Origin of the sequence: Shewanella sp. S1-49-MNA-CIBAN-0167 (assembly GCF_040310145.1) — a bacterium.
Lineage (GTDB): Bacteria > Pseudomonadota > Gammaproteobacteria > Enterobacterales > Shewanellaceae > Shewanella > Shewanella psychromarinicola.
The window spans coordinates 52,091-68,599 of record NZ_JBEOPO010000030.1 but is presented as its reverse complement, the minus strand read 5'-3'; the positions used below and the strand labels follow the sequence as shown (position 1 = coordinate 68,599).

Annotated in this window: 17 protein-coding genes; 9 read left to right on the top strand and 8 right to left on the bottom strand. The window is 43.0% G+C overall.

Going from position 1 to position 16,509, the window contains the following annotated elements; genetic code table 11:
• Positions 1-907: 907 nt before the first annotated feature.
• Positions 908-1,426: a GNAT family N-acetyltransferase gene (locus tag AAEZ00_RS14515; protein WP_351088921.1), complete on the bottom strand. Its 519-nt coding sequence runs from the start codon at positions 1,424-1,426 to the stop codon at positions 908-910.
• Between the two features lie 162 nt (positions 1,427-1,588).
• Here AAEZ00_RS14515 and AAEZ00_RS14510 point away from each other — a divergent pair, with 162 nt between their 5' ends.
• Together AAEZ00_RS14510 and AAEZ00_RS14505 are read left to right on the top strand one after the other, a co-directional pair.
• Positions 1,589-2,929, top strand: a complete 1,341-nt coding sequence (locus tag AAEZ00_RS14510; RefSeq protein ID WP_124012593.1) for a M20 metallopeptidase family protein — start codon at positions 1,589-1,591, stop codon at positions 2,927-2,929.
• A 108-nt stretch (positions 2,930-3,037) separates the two neighbouring features.
• Positions 3,038-3,547: a peptidylprolyl isomerase gene (locus tag AAEZ00_RS14505; RefSeq protein ID WP_124012592.1), complete on the top strand. Its 510-nt coding sequence runs from the start codon at positions 3,038-3,040 to the stop codon at positions 3,545-3,547.
• A 237-nt stretch (positions 3,548-3,784) separates the two neighbouring features.
• On the opposite strand, the gene AAEZ00_RS14500 is transcribed toward AAEZ00_RS14505, so the two are convergent.
• Positions 3,785-4,993, bottom strand: coding sequence for a porin (locus AAEZ00_RS14500; RefSeq protein WP_351074542.1), 1,209 nt, complete (start codon positions 4,991-4,993; stop codon positions 3,785-3,787).
• 369 nt (positions 4,994-5,362) lie between these two features.
• Here AAEZ00_RS14500 and AAEZ00_RS14495 point away from each other — a divergent pair, with 369 nt between their 5' ends.
• Entirely contained in the window at positions 5,363-6,835 is a 1,473-nt protein-coding gene (locus AAEZ00_RS14495; RefSeq protein ID WP_351088919.1) for an MBL fold metallo-hydrolase RNA specificity domain-containing protein, read from the top strand.
• A 45-nt stretch (positions 6,836-6,880) separates the two neighbouring features.
• On the opposite strand, the gene AAEZ00_RS14490 is transcribed toward AAEZ00_RS14495, so the two are convergent.
• Entirely contained in the window at positions 6,881-7,216 is a 336-nt protein-coding gene (locus AAEZ00_RS14490; protein WP_101033942.1) for a winged helix-turn-helix transcriptional regulator, read from the bottom strand.
• A gap of 105 nt (positions 7,217-7,321) precedes the next feature.
• On the opposite strand from AAEZ00_RS14490, the gene AAEZ00_RS14485 reads away from it, so the two are divergent.
• The 3 genes from AAEZ00_RS14485 (at position 7,322) to AAEZ00_RS14475 (ending at position 10,011) form a co-directional block, all read left to right on the top strand.
• The gene (locus AAEZ00_RS14485) at positions 7,322-8,089 is read left to right on the top strand and encodes an SDR family NAD(P)-dependent oxidoreductase (RefSeq protein WP_351088917.1); all 768 of its coding nucleotides are present in this window, start codon (positions 7,322-7,324) and stop codon (positions 8,087-8,089) included.
• Between the two features lie 295 nt (positions 8,090-8,384).
• Positions 8,385-8,909 carry a DUF3087 domain-containing protein gene (locus AAEZ00_RS14480; RefSeq protein WP_101033944.1) on the top strand — a complete coding sequence of 175 codons (525 nt, stop codon included), beginning with the start codon at positions 8,385-8,387 and terminating at the stop codon, positions 8,907-8,909.
• 91 nt (positions 8,910-9,000) lie between these two features.
• Entirely contained in the window at positions 9,001-10,011 is a 1,011-nt protein-coding gene (locus tag AAEZ00_RS14475) for an LLM class flavin-dependent oxidoreductase (protein WP_124012692.1), read from the top strand.
• A 114-nt stretch (positions 10,012-10,125) separates the two neighbouring features.
• Here the strand turns inward: AAEZ00_RS14475 and ohr are convergent, their stop codons facing one another.
• Entirely contained in the window at positions 10,126-10,548 is a 423-nt protein-coding gene (ohr, locus tag AAEZ00_RS14470) for an organic hydroperoxide reductase Ohr (RefSeq protein ID WP_101033946.1), read from the bottom strand.
• Positions 10,549-10,938: 390 nt separating this feature from the next.
• Here ohr and AAEZ00_RS14465 point away from each other — a divergent pair, with 390 nt between their 5' ends.
• Positions 10,939-12,705 carry an alkaline phosphatase D family protein gene (locus tag AAEZ00_RS14465; protein WP_351088914.1) on the top strand — a complete coding sequence of 589 codons (1,767 nt, stop codon included), beginning with the start codon at positions 10,939-10,941 and terminating at the stop codon, positions 12,703-12,705.
• 94 nt (positions 12,706-12,799) lie between these two features.
• Here AAEZ00_RS14465 and AAEZ00_RS14460 read toward each other — a convergent pair whose 3' ends face one another.
• The 4 genes from AAEZ00_RS14460 to arfB all read right to left on the bottom strand — a co-directional run bounded on the left by AAEZ00_RS14460 (position 12,800) and on the right by arfB (position 15,396).
• The gene (locus AAEZ00_RS14460) at positions 12,800-13,807 is read right to left on the bottom strand and encodes a class I SAM-dependent rRNA methyltransferase (RefSeq protein ID WP_351088912.1); all 1,008 of its coding nucleotides are present in this window, start codon (positions 13,805-13,807) and stop codon (positions 12,800-12,802) included.
• 75 nt (positions 13,808-13,882) lie between these two features.
• Positions 13,883-14,278, bottom strand: coding sequence for a DUF3859 domain-containing protein (locus AAEZ00_RS14455; protein WP_124012585.1), 396 nt, complete (start codon positions 14,276-14,278; stop codon positions 13,883-13,885).
• A gap of 96 nt (positions 14,279-14,374) precedes the next feature.
• Positions 14,375-14,821 (bottom strand): type II 3-dehydroquinate dehydratase, encoded by a 447-nt coding sequence (gene aroQ, locus AAEZ00_RS14450; RefSeq protein ID WP_101033950.1) that lies wholly within the window; start codon positions 14,819-14,821, stop codon positions 14,375-14,377.
• Between the two features lie 158 nt (positions 14,822-14,979).
• Positions 14,980-15,396: an alternative ribosome rescue aminoacyl-tRNA hydrolase ArfB gene (gene arfB / locus AAEZ00_RS14445; RefSeq protein WP_101033951.1), complete on the bottom strand. Its 417-nt coding sequence runs from the start codon at positions 15,394-15,396 to the stop codon at positions 14,980-14,982.
• A 373-nt stretch (positions 15,397-15,769) separates the two neighbouring features.
• Here arfB and AAEZ00_RS14440 point away from each other — a divergent pair, with 373 nt between their 5' ends.
• Together AAEZ00_RS14440 and AAEZ00_RS14435 are read left to right on the top strand one after the other, a co-directional pair.
• The gene (locus tag AAEZ00_RS14440; protein ID WP_101033952.1) at positions 15,770-16,135 is read left to right on the top strand and encodes a SpoIIAA family protein; all 366 of its coding nucleotides are present in this window, start codon (positions 15,770-15,772) and stop codon (positions 16,133-16,135) included.
• A 33-nt stretch (positions 16,136-16,168) separates the two neighbouring features.
• Positions 16,169-16,345 carry a DUF3012 domain-containing protein gene (locus tag AAEZ00_RS14435; RefSeq protein WP_082707351.1) on the top strand — a complete coding sequence of 59 codons (177 nt, stop codon included), beginning with the start codon at positions 16,169-16,171 and terminating at the stop codon, positions 16,343-16,345.
• Positions 16,346-16,509 lie beyond the last annotated feature (164 nt).

Sequence of the window (16,509 nt, the reverse complement as noted above, 5' to 3'; positions counted from 1 at the left end):
CCGATACACTCGGTGATACAATTAATGATAACTTTCAGAAATTAAAACCTGCAGTTTGAATTCACTTGAGTATATAAAGGTATATAAAGGTATATAAACCTATATATTATTTTAATCACATATCAACATGCTATTACATAATGTGAGGCCATGAATGAAGGGGAAATACTGATCAGGTAATTTCTAAAGAGTCCATTCTGTTGCTACATAACAGGTCTAGCAATGTTAAGTGCAGTAGTTGCTCTTCTTCCATGAATCTCATATCGCTCTTTTACACCGTACGCTTACACAGCACTCTTACAACCTAAGATAAATGCTCTATAACAGTGTTAGTCATAAATATCGTTTGTACGCTTCAATCTATACGGTTTTTATTTAACTTTAACGCTCAATCAGCGACAGGATAAATAGATAAAAACCACTTTGATAACCGACTATTACCCCGAGCTGAGGTTATTTATCAACCTACTCAAATAAGTTGTGTTATGCAAACATTAATTAAACTTATATTAGGTGATCCGAATTCACTCTGTGGCAGAGCGAATACGGATATACAACTGAGTCGTCAGCGAGCCGTTAAATCTGTCCTCGATCGAGTATAGGCGGGTTAAGGGGTTGTTGTGACATTTATGTTGTTTAATTTATTTAGTTAACATTTCATGGAACAATAATTTTCATGTTCTTTGTTATAACGGCTTATATCATCACCAGCTTAGGCCATTTTATAAAGTGGATTTGTTTGTGGGAGGCTAGCTTGGGACAAAAATAAGCCAGCAGCACCGAGTGTGTTCTGATGGCAAAGCCGGTTATCCTCTTGCGGCTTGCGATCTTTTTTAGTGACTAGATTTAGTACTTAGATTTAGTACTTAGATTTAGAGCTTAGCGTTAGTACTTAGATAAGTACTCGTTAGTTGCCGTTCAATAACATGACATAACGATTAAAAGTAAATTCATCTCGTTGGAATTGAGAATGAAATGTCATGCCTAACTTAGTGGCCACGTTGATCGAGCCGCTATTGGCATCAACAACATCGGCATAAACAAGGTCTAGTGACATGTGCTCTTTAGCGTATGCAATGCAGGCGAGATTGGCTTCTGTGGCTAAGCCAATACCCCAGTAGTCAGGGTGTAGGCGATAACCAATATCGATGGCATTAATACGAGTTTCATTTTTAAAACCGCAAAAACCAATCACAGTATTGGTTTCTTTAAATACCACAGCCCAACGGCCAAAACCGTATTGCTGATATTCAACTAACCAAATATTGGCAATGATATTTTCGGCGTCGGTTAATGTTGTGCACATTCCTGCGTCATCGGTATAGAGGCTGACTTGTTCTGGAGTATTGAAGTGTAATACGGCTGGCGCGTCATCAAGGGTAAATTGTCGAATAATTAGCCTGGGTGTTTCAGTAATGACTGTCATTGGTTTCCCTTACTATTATTTTTATGTCCGCAATGACTTAATCACTATGCCACTACAAACCTTATCCCTTAATTGGCTTGGGGTTAACGAAAACCCATTATAAAGTAGCTTAAGCTTATGCTAGATTAACATACTCAATTCCCGACAATTAAGAATAATAATATGACCTGCTTACGTGTTGCATATCCCTTATTGGCGTTAGTGTTTTCAGTTTCGTTGTTGTCATTTACGGTTAGCGCGAGCGATCTTGATCTCTCTGTAACTAAAGCATTACCTAAACTGGAGCAGCTTTATTTACACCTTCATCAACACCCTGAATTGTCATATCAAGAAAAAGCCACTAGCCAACGCATGGCGCAAGAACTGAAACAATTAGGATTTGAGGTGACTGCTAATTTTGGTGGTTATGGTGTGGTCGGCATCGTTAAAAATGGTAAAGGACCAGTGGTGATGATCCGTGCTGATATTGATGGATTGCCTATTATTGAGCAAACCGGTAAACAATATGCCTCAACGGTTACCACGCAAGATGCGAACAATAATACGGTTGGGATTATGCATGGTTGTGGCCACGATATTCACATGACCAGTTTAATTGGCACTGCACAACAATTAATGCTTCACAAAGCTGATTGGCAAGGCACGTTAATGATGGTGGCTCAACCTGCAGAAGAGGTTGGCGGCGGCGCCAAAGCCATGCTCAAACAGGGTTTGTTTAGCCAATTCCCGACACCAGACAGCATTATTGGTTTGCATGTGAGTGCGTCAATCCCAGCGGGTAAAGTAGGTACCGTAAGTGGTTATGCCTTGGCGAATGTTGATTCGGTTGATATTACCATTAAGGGTAAAGGTGGCCATGGGGCTTATCCGCACGCCACCATCGATCCGGTAGTACTTGCTGCGCGCACCGTACTTGCACTGCAAACTATTGTGAGCCGCGAGGTGTCGCCGTTAGAGCCTAATGTGGTGACTGTGGGCTCGATTCATGGAGGCTCAAAACACAATATTATTTCCGATGAAGTGAAGCTTCAGCTGACCTTGCGCTCGTATAATCCTAAGGTGCGTGAGCAGCAAATGGCGGCGATTAAACGTATTACTACAGGTATTGCATTGAGCGCAGGCTTAGCAGATGAGTTAATGCCTGTGGTGTATGTGCATGATGATGAAACCATTCCGTCAACCTATAATCATCCAGCGTTAGCCGCTAAGGTTAAAGCCAGTATCGAAGCCGAATTAGGCAGCGATAATGTACTGGTGGCGCCACCGGTAATGGCTGGCGAAGATTTTGGTTTATATGGACTGACACCAGAGAAACGCCCTATTACTTTATTTTGGCTTGGCGCGGTAGAACCTAGCCAGTATCAAGCAAGTGTTGAGTCGGGCGATACCTTGCCGTCTTTGCATTCTAGCCAGTTTGCGCCAGATTATCCGTTAACCATCCGAACAGGCGTTCGGGCAATGACGCGCACCGCGATGGATTTATTTAATCAGCCCGCCCAATAAGTGGAAAATGTAAAGGGCAGGGATTTCATTCAAGGATAAGCGTAATAGCCGCCTTCGGTACTATAGAATATACTGGCGGCTATTCTCATTTTTGGAACATGGCAGTATATGATTATCTTTAGCACCAACCTTGGCGATTTTACCGTAGAGCTTGAAATGGAACGTGCACCGGTTTCTTCAAAAAACTTTCTAAAATACTGCCAAGACGGTTTTTATCAAGGCACTATTTTTCATCGGGTTATTAAAGGTTTTATGGTGCAGGGTGGTGGCTTAACCGCCAAAATGACAGAAAAACCAACTCGCGACCCTATTGCCAATGAAGCCAATAAAGGCTTGAAAAACGTGTTGGGCACGTTAGCCATGGCGCGAACGGATTCGCCGCATTCTGCTACTGGGCAGTTTTTTATTAATGTCGCTGACAATGATTTTCTAGACCACGTTGCGACAACTAATGCAGGGTGGGGTTATGCGGTGTTTGCTAAAGTGACCGCGGGTATGGATGTTATCCAACAAATGGAGCGGGTTAACACCACGACTATTGCGGGCCATGATGATGTGCCGCGTGAGCCGATTGTGGTTGAGAAAGTAACGATAATTGACGAGAAACCCGTTGCTTAAGCGCGGTGGTTTAAAGGGTTTGGTTTAAATGCTTGTTTAACTGCTTGTTTAAATGTGTTGTTCAGCATTTGTCTTTTAAGCCTTGCGGCTTAGGTGTGCTAATTCAAGCGCGCGTTTTTGTCAGCTTAACAACAGCCATAAAAAAAGGTTCGACATCACTGTCGAACCTTTTTTGATCTGCTATTAATTTAATGTGCTATTTAGCAATAGCACAGAGATATAGCACAGAGGTTCAGATTAAAGCGTGTAGCGAAGACCGATGGCGATACCGTCATCTTCAGACACTTCCATTCTGGCTTGTTGTACTTTGTCTGCACTGGTAAAGTCACTGAAGTCACTACGAGTTTCAATGTATATCACCGTTTGAGGGTCAAATAAATAGTGCAAACCTACTACCACAAATTGGCGCTTAAAGACGTCGTTAGGGTCTGCATTGTAGTTAGGTTGGATCACATAGTTAGATCCCGCATCCAGTACGTTGTATGACACAAAAGCACGAATGTCATTATCGAACTTGTATGAGAACAATGACTCAAGACCCACAGCGTCGTTAATTAACCGGCCGATGTTGTCGGTGTCGTGATTTTCGTTTTTATTCACGTTGGCAGCGGCATAAAAACCGTTTTGATCAAAGTTGCCCCACGTGATCCCCATACCGTAAATAAGATCAACCGCAGTGGATGAGCCACCATCAGCAAAGTTCACATCAAACTCACCCCGGTTAACCCCAGCGGTTAACACTAACTTGTCGGTTGCTTGGTAAGTGACAGCACCGCCATAAGTATAATTGAATTCAACTTGTTGTGCTGCCGTTGAGCCAGAGTCCCACAATTCTTCACAGGCACTTTCGGTAATGTTTTCGACATCACAGGTATAAAAAGCAGAGTTTTTTAACTGGGCTTGCACTGCAAAACTGACGTCGCCAAAGCTGTTGCGATACTGAACTGTTTTGTCGCCACGACCGACACCATTTACGGCGCCGTCATCTTTGTTATAAGTGTAAACACCAGCAGTGTTACCGTCCCACACAAAACCATAGTTTGTGCTATAAACCACGTCATACCAAGCACCCCATTGCTTGCCAATTGTGATGCTACCGTAGGTGTCATGTGCGATACCGACATAACCTAAACGGTTATAAAAAAACTCTTCTTGGATTGATTCAAAGCGATTGTTGTAAACAATGTCTGTGCTACCTACCGGATTAACACCCCATTCAAGCAAGGCGTAGGCTCTCCAGTCATTTTGTAGCTGACGATTAAAACCAAAATTAATGCGTGAAGCACCGTTAACAACTTCTGTTTCACCTTGAGTATTGATCACGCGCGCATCGATAAATCCGCCAATTTTAACCGCATTGACATCATCTTTATAAATTTCGATTGCCGACGCTGAGGGTGCGATAAGAATGGTTGAAATTAATGCTGCAATTAATGTTCTGTTCATTTTAATCTCTTGTCTTGTTGTTTGAGTAAGCACAGCTTAGTCCGTTAAGATATCTTTCCATTAAGACGACGGAGAATATCAAACCTATGAGTGACTCACAAAGTGAAATATGCTCAAAAAAGGCGATATATCTCTTAAAATACGTTGTTCAATGACTTAGCAAAATTGAGTGTTAACACTGGGTTGTAGTATGGTTAATAATTGTAAGGAGATGTTATATTGCGGTTGCTTATGCATTTAATATGAATTTTTATTTGCTTTATAACTAGTGTGTTTTTTAAGCGTTTATTTGATGTAGATCGCGACTTTATTTCACCAATGGCATACGCTTAATTTAGCACTGTTATCGATTTTATCGGGGGCGACATTATGGACATGACTTTGCAGTTTCACGGCGCAACTCAAGAGGTCACTGGATCTTGCCATTTACTCACAGTCAAAGGGCAGCAAGTGCTGCTTGATTGTGGATTAATTCAAGGGAGTAAAGCTGACTGGTTACGTAATCACGATCCTTTTCCATTCAAAGCGCAAGATATCCATGCTGTGGTATTAAGCCATGCACATATTGATCATTCCGGTCGTCTACCTTATCTGATTAATCAGGGGTTTACTGGGCCCATTTATACTCAAAAAGCCACCGCGCAGTTATGTGATGTGATGTTGCGTGACGCGGCTATGCTGCAAGAAAGAGACACCGACAGACAAAATAAAAAACGTGCAAAACATGATTTAGAACCGCTCGAGCCGCTATTTACCGAGGAGGATGTTGAGCAAGTGATGGCGCAGTTTGTGATGGTAGATTATGGCCAGCGAGTGCAGGTTGCCGATGGGGTAGAGGTTTGTTTGTCCGATGCGGGACATATTCTGGGTTCTGCGGTGGTTGAGTTGTGGTTAGGCAATAAACCTCAACAGAAAAAACTGGTTTTTAGTGGTGATTTAGGTCGTGCAGGTATGCCGGTTTTGGATGACCCAACGTTTATTGAACAAGCTGATTTAGTGCTAATGGAAAGTACTTACGGCGATAGGTTGCATCGCAGTTGGCAAGATACCTTGGTTGAACTGAAATCAATTTTCAAACGAACTATTCATGAAAGTAGGGGCAATATTTTGATCCCAGCATTTTCGGTGGGACGTGCTCAAGAGCTTCTTTATCTATTTCATTTATATGCCAAAGAGTGGGACTTATCACGTTGGCGTATTTGTTTAGACAGTCCAATGGCGATAAAAGCAACCGAGGTATATGTTAACAATTATCCATTGATGGACGATGACTTTAAGCGTTTTACCCGCTTATCTTCTGGGCAACATCCCTTGTTATCCAGTGCTGAATTTGTCTGTAGCACTGAAGAGTCGATAGAGCTGAACGATATTCATAAAGGATTAATCATTATTGCGGGCAGTGGTATGTGTAATGGCGGCCGCATTCGTAATCATTTTGTGCATAACCTATGGCGTAAAGAAGCCGATATTATTATTTGTGGTTTTCAGGCAATGGGAACGCCAGGCCGAATACTCGTCGACGGTGCTGAAGAACTGACGATTCATGGCCAGAGTATTAAGGTTGCTGCAAGTATCCATACGGTAGGTGGGTTATCAGCCCATGCCGACCAAGCCGAGTTATTGTCTTGGTATCGCCATTTTGAGCAATCTCCCGCAGTGATATTGGTACATGGTGAACTAGAAGCACAGCAAGTATTGATTGAAGCGCTTAATCAAGACAGTGCCAATAAACCGAAAAATAGCGCCATTGCTGAGCGAGGAGATTGCCTAGACTTAAACGCTTTACCTGAGTTCGTGTGGCTGAATAAGGCAAGTGGATCTAATGAGCCATCAAAAACTTAATTCAAATAAATGTGTTATGAGGTGAACGATTGCTTAGCCTGCGGGCTAAGCATCAATTTCGTGTTGCAGCTTTTCGATGTCATCTAAAATGCGCATAAATTTTTGCCCAAATTCGGTCACTTGGTATTCCACTCTGGGTGGAATTTCAGGGTAATTAATTTTATTCAAAATGCCAAATTCGATGTTTTTCTTCAAACATTGATTAAGCACTTTAGTGCTGAGTCCTTCTACTGACTTTACCATTTCACCGGGACGGTTAATGTTATTGGCTAATAACTGATACACAGTTAAAGACCATTTACAGCCGTAAATGGTTTCGACCATACGGGCACTTTTTTCTGGGGCAGATTTTCGAGGGAATATTTTTTCTTTTGTATTCATCAATATGTACCTAAAAGTACCTATGTCACCGATTTGTACTTACTATTCAATCGGATAGTTTACCCATAAGCTTAACACACTTACTCTTACATTAGGTGTGAACACATGACGAATTTACCCCAAGAAACAGCGCTAATTATTGGCGGCACAAGTGGTATTGGCTTTGAAACAGCAAAGCAATTAGTGGCTCAAGGTATCGATACTATTATTGTTGGTAACAAAGTCGATAAGCTCAATACCGCAGTGGCGCAACTCTCATCATTAGGCAGTGTAAGCGGGCTTCAAGCTAATTTATATGACTCACAAGACCTTGCCCGTTTGATCAATATGATCAACTCAACAGACAAGAAGATTGCTTATTTGGTTAACGCAGCAGGGTCTTTTAATCCTAAGCCATTTTTAGACCATCAAGTAAGTGATTACGATACTTACATGGATCTTAACAAAGCGATTTTTGTTATTTCGCAAGCGGTTAGCAACAACATGATTAAATATGGCGGTGGCAGCATTGTGAATATTGGCTCTATGTGGGCTAAACAAGCCATTAAAGCCACCCCATCAAGTGCCTATTCTATGGCTAAAGCGGGTTTGCATGCCTTAACGCAACACATGGCAATGGAACTGGCAGAGCACCATATTCGAGTTAATGCGGTATCACCCGCCGTGGTGAGTACACCTATTTATGAAGCCTTTATTGAACCTGAAGATATGGCTAGTGTGCTTGGAAGCTTCAATGCATTTCATCCTATCGGCCGAGTGGGTAGTCCGGCCGATGTCGCTAATAGCATAGTGTTTTTGCTATCAGAGCAAGCATCTTGGGTCACGGGCGCCGTATGGGATGTTGATGGCGGCGTGATGGCAGGACGTAATTAATCTACACCTGTTCACCGCAACACCGCGAGCCATGGTATTGACGGTTTAACCATTGCTCAAATAATACAACAGGGTGTTTAACATCGGCTGCTTAGGGGGCGATCCGCTAAGGCGCTGTTTGAGGTATTTTTGTTTGAGGGGTTCTGTTTGGGGCGATCTTCGTCGCCCGGTCTTATCAGTCGGCCTATTTTGAGCGCCATTAGATTAAATCACACTTAATAAGCGTTAATATTTCATTCTATAAATAGGCGTGACACGTTAAGCTATGCACAAAATAAGAGATGTGAGTGGCGTGATGAAGTTAGTCAACATAAATAAGAGCCAATATCGTTCGGCCAACAATTTAGTGCAGATAGGATTGCTGGCGACATTAGCCATTTTGTCGCTGATATTTGGTCAGTTGCTGATCTACTTTTTCGGTGTGAAACCATTACCAGGTGCAGAGTCGACCGGTAATTTTCATTTGAATTTAACCGGGGTTATTTTGGCATTGATGGTGTGCAGTTTATTGGTGCGAAACCTACGTCAAAAACCGAAGTTTTATGAAGTGTATTATGTGTGGCAATTGAAACAGCTACAGAATAAAATTTTTCGTAAACTAAAATCGATTCAACAAGCCGCGAAAGATAATAATCGCGATGCATTGCTGATACTGTGTTTTTATTATCAAAGCTTAGCGTTAGTTTATAATTTAGATAACAACACCTTAACCATGTCAAACGTGAACAATGAGTTAGATAAACTCCAAAAGTCTATTGACGCTGCTGGTTTTTCTATTGATGTGGATGAGTTTACTCCCGAAATGCTAAAAGACTTTTAGATCTATCATCTGCTGATAACCTTTTTTGCTGGCTCGACAGCTTGATTTTTCAGTAGATGCCATCAATTCTTACCTTAAATAAGGAGCCATGATGTCAATATTGGCAGATATTCCTTTCTCATTACTTGAACTCGCGCCGATGCGTGAAGATTCCACTGTGTCAGAGACCTTACAAGACAGTTTACGTTATGCCCAGTACGCCGAACGCCTTGATGTGAACCGTTTTTGGTTAGCCGAACACCACAATATGCCGGGCATTATTTGCTCTGCCACCTCAATTTTAATCGGTTACATTGCCGGTGGTACTGAGCGCATTCGTGTTGGTGCTGGTGGGATTATGTTACCTAACCATCCACCGCTCGTGGTGGCAGAGCAGTTTGGCACCTTGGCCAGTCTGTATCCTGGACGAATTGATTTAGGCTTAGGCCGTGCACCAGGCAGCGATCCGGTCACTAGTTTAGCGTTCAATCGTGATAACCAACGGGCAGAACATTTTCCTGATGAGGTGCGCGAGTTGCAATCGTTACTCGGCCCACATGAACTGCGTCAACACAGTAACGGCAAAGCGGTGCGAGCGATCCCTGGTGAAGACACCAATGTGCCTATTTGGTTATTAGGTTCTAGCTTATTCAGTGCGCAATTAGCGGCAGAGCGAGGCTTGCCTTATGTGTTTGCTGGCCACTTTGCGCCGCGTTTTCTGTCTGAAGCCCTTGCGCTTTATCGACGTAAATTTACTCCTTCAGCTGTGCTGGATAAACCTTATGTGATGGTCGGCCTGCCTTTAGTTGCCGCGCCAACCGATGCCGAGGCAGAGCATCTTAGCACGACCTCTAAACAGCGTATTTTAGCCTTAATTCGTGGCCAAGAAATGTGGCTTAAACCGCCAATAGACAGCATGAATGGCCTGTGGAGCGAGCAAGAAAAAAACTATGTTGATAGCTTTTTAAGTTTGTCTATCTGCGGCGGCCCAGTAACGATTAAACATCAATTAGAAATGTTTGTAGAGCAATTTGGGGTAGATGAGTTGATGTTTACCAATGACTTGTATGACAGCGAGCACCGTTTACGCGCCTTAGATATTTTAATGAGCGTGAAGCAATAGCGTATTCATTTGCTGCACAATTGCTTAGTTGATGGTGGCTAAAAGCATAAAAAAACCAAGACACATGTCTTGGTTTTTTTGTCTGTCAGATCTAAACTGGTTAGCTCAAAAAGGCTAAATAGCTTGACCATTTACAGTCAGTTTTACATCAATGTTGCCACGTACTGCGTTTGAGTATGGGCAAACTTGGTGAGCTGTTTTGACTAACTGTTCAGCTTCTGCTTGGTCCAGATCAAGTTCAACGGCTAGCGCAACTGTTAATGCAAAACCACCACTGTCATTGGCGCCTATACCCACAGTAGACGTGGTTGGAGCCGATTTGATTGCCACTTTAGTTTGACTCGCAACGTGCAGAATCGCGTTAGAAAAACACGCGGCATAACCTGCAGCAAATAACTGTTCTGGATTAGTAAACTCACCGCTGCCACCCATTTCTTTTGGGTAACTTAACTGTAAATCAACTTTTTTGTCGTCAGTAGAAACTTGGCCATTACGACCTGCTAGTGCTGTAGCTGAAGTTGTGTATAACGCTTTCATAATAGACCTCATAAAGTATGTTAAAAATAGTGGTGGTAAAAATTCTGTTGATTGCTTTGGCTCATATCGACATCTTGTTGATGTTACTAAGTGATGATCATATCAAGTGATTAACGATATTAAGTTGCGCACAATCTAATTGTGTTTACTATAACGCGAGGATTTAACTTTTGCAACTACATTGTGCACAATTTAATTTTTTATTGTATCTACTTACCGTTATTTTATTGCCCCAATTCGTATCTGCACCTCGATATCAATATGATTAGTTTGTCATTATTTTGTCACCTTTATGTCATCATTTGCTTTCACAATAGCGTCTCATTAGATCCCTTAGGCAGTGCTAAGCATCGCCGTATAAACAGCTAACGATAAAAATAAGGATAGGCTATGAAACGGTTTGTGACTCGTCGTGATTTTCTGGCAATGTCAGCTAAAGGCGTAGGCGCGGTAGTCGTGTCGTATGGATTAATGGGCTGCAGTAGTGATGATGACGATGCTATTTCAGGGCAGTTTTTACAAGGTGTTGCCAGTGGCGATCCCGCAACCGATGCCGTCATTTTATGGACCCGGGTCACGCCCGATGTTGAAGGTGATATTACGGTTTCATGGCAAGTCGCCACCGACAGTAACTTTACTCAGCTAGTCACTAACGGCCAAATGGTGACGACTAAAGATCGTGACTATACCGTTAAAGTGGACGCGGTCGGTCTGGAGGCGGGTCAGCAGTATTTTTATCGTTTTACAGCCGGCGATACAGTGTCAGAAATTGGCCAAACGCGCACGTTACCCGAGGGCAGTGTTGCATCGGTAACATTAGCGGTAATGTCATGTGCTAATTTTCCCGCGGGTTACTTTAATGTATACGAAATGGCGGCGCAGCAAGATGATATAGATGCTGTGGTGCATTTGGGTGATTATTTATATGAGTATGCCCGCGGTGAATATGCCAGTGAGCATGCCATTGAGCTGGATCGTGAAGTGTTGCCAGCCGGCGAGCTATTTCTATTAGACGACTATCGGACTCGTTACAGTCAGTATCGTAGTGACGCCAGTTTACAAAAACTGCATGCCAAAGTGGCGTTCATTACCGTGTGGGACGACCATGAAGTGGCCAACGATACTTGGAAAGACGGTGCCGAAAATCATAACGATAGTGAAGGCGATTTTGATCAGCGCAAAGAGGCGGCACTGCAAGCTTACTTTGAATGGCTGCCAATTCGCCCATGGAGCGAAGGTAATCATGAGGAAATCTACCGAAGCTTTAATTTTGGTAATTTGGTTGATTTGCATATGCTCGATACTCGGGTATTGGCTCGCGATAAGCAGTTAGAATATAGCCAATACATTGATGCGACGACGGGGGCATTTAACAACGTAACCTTTCTAGCCGATGTGACCGATACCAACCGCACTATGCTAGGCCAGACACAATTATTGTGGTTACAGCAAACCTTATTGCAGTCTACTGCTAAGTGGCAAGTGTTGGGTCAACAAGTGTTAATGGGTAAAATGTTAATGCCAGCGGCTATTGCCACCCAACAAATGAGTATTCCGCAGTTTGCAGAGCTCGCCGGATTAGCGCAATTAGCCGGTCGCGCCCAAGCGGGCGACCCGACATTAACCACACAAGAGTTGGCTTACCTACAAGCTAATCAAGACAAATTAACCCCTGAGGTTATTGCACTGCTACAACTACCAGCCATTCCATACAACTTAGATGCTTGGGACGGTTATGCTTACGAGCGTGAAGTTATTTTAGCGACGGCAAAATCGTTAAATCATAACTTGGTGGTTATTGCCGGTGATACTCATAATGCATGGGCGAGTGATTTAACCGACAGTGGCGGGGAGATCGTGGGGATAGAATTTGCCACCAGTTCAGTATCGTCTCCTGGGCTGGAATACTATTTAGGATTGTCTGATGCTGAAATGCCAGCAACAGAAGCGGCGATCGTTGATTTGATCGCCGATCTTAACTACGCCAACTTAAAAGACCGCGGTTACTTGCTACTGACATTTACTCAAGATGAAGTGCGCAGTGATTGGCAATATGTAGACACGATTTTAAATAAGACGTTTGCTCCGTTAGATGGGCGTGGTTACAGTGCCACTAGCGCGGCGGGTAGCCCTAAAGTGATGCCCGTTTCGTCATAGGTAGTGTCATTTTAATCTACATTGGATGTAAAAAAGCCACCTTCAGGTGGCTTTTTTATTGCTAAAGCTGTTGGAAACAAGATCCGGATCGAGGTTAATTAATGGTCAGAGCGACAATTTTTAACGGATGATTATCATCAAATGACGGAAAATCTTCATAACAGTCGAGCCATTGATTATAAATAACTTTACGCCCTTGTTTTTCAACGCAGCGCACTAAACTGTCATACCATGCTTGGCGGTCCACTTTGGCGACATTATTACAGCATACTAAAGTGCCGCCGACTTTTGTCGCCAGAACAGCAGGTTTAAATAGGCCTTGGTAATCATTGACGAGATCGACAATACCGAAGGCACTTTTGGCAAAACGTGGCGGGTCTAAAAAGACTAAATCAAATTGTGTTGCGCGCAGCTTGGGGTATTTTGGCAGTTTTTGATTGCGACGTCCGCCTATCGGTAAACCCGCCAATTGGCGCAGCGCCGGAAAGGCATCACTTTGGACAAATTCACACACATCAGTGACATTGTTTAACTCGGCATTTGTTTGCCCAGCGGCCAATGCAAATGATGAAAAGTCGACATTCATCACTCTACGAGCGCCGCCCATAGCGGCGGCAATTCCAATCCCACAAGTGTATGAAAACAGGTTTAACACCGTCTTGCCTTGGCTATTATTACGAACATATTCGCGGCCAATACGCATGTCTAAAAATAATAATGGATCTTGACCTTCATGGCGCAGTTTTGACGTGAACAGAATGCCATTTTCTTGGATAACTTGGGTCGATTGCGCGTAGTCTTGGGCTTCATTTTCGGGATGATTTACCACCCGAGAATGACTGCCAGAGCGGTCGTTGTAAACAATATGGTAGTCAGCATGGGCGGTAAGTAGGCTTGATATGTCTTCAAGTTGCTGCGCGGATAATGTTTGATGAAAGGTTTGGATTAGCCATGCATCACCGTAACGATCGATATTCAGGCCATTCTCACCTTCAACAGTGCCATGGAAAACGCGATAACAATCAGTATTATTGTGGGCCGCTTGCTTAAAAAAAGTGGCTCGTTTGGCTAACGCATCGGCTAAAACAGCTTGAATGGACATGGGAGCTCGTTAAATGGAGTGGCAATTGGCGCGGATTATAGCAAACATTCCGATTTAGTGAAGTTGCGGCAGAGACTATTCATCTGGCAGATGCACTTTAAAGGTTTTGTTGGCAATGATTTTACCGTTTAGCTCTAGCGTCATTCGCCAGTTACCGACTTTATTGGTGATGGGTGCCCAAATACAATCACCCAGATAAAAGCGCCAATCGTTTTGTTTAATAAACACTTCACCATCGAATGGCGGACGAATATTGCCATTGTTATCAGTAATATCCGGGTGGTAAATACAGTAGGTTAGCACTTGATTTTTGGCTTTACGGATGCGAGTGATAAAGCCAAATTCGGTATCGATAATAGCGGGCACATGAACCGTTGCCTGTAACAAGCGTGGCAGGTCGTCGTTCTGATTGTCCCATTGACTGAATATGCCACTGTAAATAATGCTCACATCCGCTGTTAACTTACTCAAGCGCTATCCTTTTGTTGATTTAGCAACAATTGCGACCCAATTGTGTTCGACGTAAATACCCAATGAGGCGGATCAATGGCGATTAAATCGTCGTTATTAGTGTTGATCTGTTAAGTGTTTAATTGCCGCTTGCAACGCAAAGTCGTAGCCTTGGGCACCTAAGCCACAAATCACCCCTAGGGCTTTATCTGAAAAGTACGAATGGTGCCTAAATGGCTCACGGGCATGTACGTTAGATAAATGCACTTCAATAAACGGGATCGAGACACCGAGTATGGCATCACGCAAGGCGACACTGGTGTGGGTAAAAGCGGCAGGATTGATAATAATAAACTGCGCATCAGTCCCATGGATGGCATCAATCAGCTGGTACTCAGCATTAGACTGAATATGTTCCAGTTGAACCCCTGCTTGGACCGCACTTTTACTTAACGCTTCAACAATAGTGGTGAGCGTTTGGTGACCGTAATGTCCGGGTTCACGACGGCCGAGCAGGTTTAAATTGGGGCCGTTGATCAATAAAATTTTTGTTGTTTGGCTCATGACGGTTCCTGTAAAAATCGCAACGTAAGTCGATTTAATCTGCAGCATAAATAGGTTTTTAACAAGCATTCTTACCGAAGATGGTTATCAGGTAAACCAAAAAATGCTCAACTAGCGTGTAACCTTATTGATTGAGCGATGGCGGGCTCACTTTTTTATTAATAGTCAGATTTATTTTGGCGCATCGCTTTGGTGGCACCGCGTTGTTTTTTGGTTTCAATGCGTCGCGTTTGGCTGCCTTTTGTTGCTCTAGTCGGGATACGTTTTTTTTGAACAATACCAACACCTTTTACCAGCTCAATAAATTGTTCCAGTGCCGTTTGACGGTTAAAGTCTTGGCTGCGTGATTGCTGACATTTTATAATGACTTTGCCGCTTTTAGTAATGCGATGATCGGCTTTTTCAAGCAGCTTTTGTTGATAAAATTCGGGTAACGATGATGAGGCAATATCAAAGCTGAGTTGAGCGGCGGTCGACACTTTATTGATATGTTGGCCACCCGCACCACTTGAGCGGACAAAGTGCCATTCAATTTCATTGTCTTGCAATATGACTCGTTGAGTAATTTGTATCATTGGGTTGTGATAGCCCCCTTCATTGACTGTCGATAAACCTATCGTTGTGCTTAAATGTCGCTAAGGCATGAGTGTTGATGTTGGGTGATGTAGGTCTATTCTACCGCAGACGCGGAAAATTTTCAGAGTTGTCTTATGGTGATATCTGTGTTGATGTTTCAATGACCCGTTAGCCTTTAGCCGCGGGGGCGTTAACCCTTGGTCTTTAACTATGGGCTTTGAACTAAAAAGCCTGACTGGCCTCTGAGTTATTACATATTTAATGAAATGAATAGAATAGTTTTGCTATCATAAGCGCCATTGTCGCTTTACACGATAACATCACCGTATAAAGTCTGTTCTATGGCCTGATTATAAGGCTGGAGTTGCCGTTATGTTATGTCAAATCCCCGATATTACCAAGGGTGTCATTAGTTTATTTGTCAGCGGCCGTTTATCGGCCCAAGATTACCGAAGCCGTTTACAGCCCGCCATTAAGAGTTATCGTAAAGACTGGGATCAAGTGTGTCTTTACATTGAAGCGGATGTGTTATTAGAAGGCTGGGAATTTGCTTCATTAACCGGCAGTGGTGAAGTACAGTTACCTGCGTTTGATGCCTTAGTGTTTGTGGGCGGCCCTGATTGGGTCGGTAATGCTGTTAGGTTAATGGGGCCGTTTATGCAAGGTGAAGTCGCCTGGTTTCCATTAGAACGTAAACAAGATGCGGTTACTTGGATCACCAAACGATCGCAATGTTAGTATTGATGTTATTACTTTAGAACAGGATAGCTTATGTCATTATCAAAATTATTTGCCGTATCAAGTGCGTTATTGTTAACCCTTAGTTTAACGGCATGTGCACCAGAAGTCGGTAGCGAAGCATGGTGTAAGCAGATGAAAGAAAAACAAAGTGGTGATTGGACTGCCAATGAAGCAGCCGATTATGCTAAACACTGCGTTTTTAAATAGTGACAGTGAGTGAGGCATTTTTTATAGGTAGGGTCTTTAGCTAAGAGGTAAGGAAAAGAGAGGAAAAAGCGTTTGTTGTGATCAGATTAAGTCGACAAATAAGCTCTACTCACAGACCGAAAAACCACGACTATTATCACCGCAAGTCGATGTTAAGACAACTA

What these genes read in the sequence shown, in the direction of transcription:
- AAEZ00_RS14495 (WP_351088919.1), top strand. Translation starts at nt 5,363, where the DNA reads ATGGACATGACTTTGCAGTTTCACGGCGCAACTCAAGAGGTCACTGGA.
- AAEZ00_RS14475 (WP_124012692.1), top strand. Translation starts at nt 9,001, where the DNA reads ATGTCAATATTGGCAGATATTCCTTTCTCATTACTTGAACTCGCGCCG.
- ohr (WP_101033946.1), bottom strand. Translation starts at nt 10,548, where the DNA reads ATGAAAGCGTTATACACAACTTCAGCTACAGCACTAGCAGGTCGTAAT.
- AAEZ00_RS14505 (WP_124012592.1), top strand. Translation starts at nt 3,038, where the DNA reads ATGATTATCTTTAGCACCAACCTTGGCGATTTTACCGTAGAGCTTGAA.
- AAEZ00_RS14500 (WP_351074542.1), bottom strand. Translation starts at nt 4,993, where the DNA reads ATGAACAGAACATTAATTGCAGCATTAATTTCAACCATTCTTATCGCA.
- AAEZ00_RS14440 (WP_101033952.1), top strand. Translation starts at nt 15,770, where the DNA reads ATGTTATGTCAAATCCCCGATATTACCAAGGGTGTCATTAGTTTATTT.
- aroQ (WP_101033950.1), bottom strand. Translation starts at nt 14,821, where the DNA reads ATGAGCCAAACAACAAAAATTTTATTGATCAACGGCCCCAATTTAAAC.
- AAEZ00_RS14460 (WP_351088912.1), bottom strand. Translation starts at nt 13,807, where the DNA reads ATGTCCATTCAAGCTGTTTTAGCCGATGCGTTAGCCAAACGAGCCACT.
- AAEZ00_RS14490 (WP_101033942.1), bottom strand. Translation starts at nt 7,216, where the DNA reads ATGAATACAAAAGAAAAAATATTCCCTCGAAAATCTGCCCCAGAAAAA.
- AAEZ00_RS14485 (WP_351088917.1), top strand. Translation starts at nt 7,322, where the DNA reads ATGACGAATTTACCCCAAGAAACAGCGCTAATTATTGGCGGCACAAGT.
- AAEZ00_RS14510 (WP_124012593.1), top strand. Translation starts at nt 1,589, where the DNA reads ATGACCTGCTTACGTGTTGCATATCCCTTATTGGCGTTAGTGTTTTCA.
- AAEZ00_RS14465 (WP_351088914.1), top strand. Translation starts at nt 10,939, where the DNA reads ATGAAACGGTTTGTGACTCGTCGTGATTTTCTGGCAATGTCAGCTAAA.
- arfB (WP_101033951.1), bottom strand. Translation starts at nt 15,396, where the DNA reads ATGATACAAATTACTCAACGAGTCATATTGCAAGACAATGAAATTGAA.
- AAEZ00_RS14480 (WP_101033944.1), top strand. Translation starts at nt 8,385, where the DNA reads ATGAAGTTAGTCAACATAAATAAGAGCCAATATCGTTCGGCCAACAAT.
- AAEZ00_RS14435 (WP_082707351.1), top strand. Translation starts at nt 16,169, where the DNA reads ATGTCATTATCAAAATTATTTGCCGTATCAAGTGCGTTATTGTTAACC.
- AAEZ00_RS14515 (WP_351088921.1), bottom strand. Translation starts at nt 1,426, where the DNA reads ATGACAGTCATTACTGAAACACCCAGGCTAATTATTCGACAATTTACC.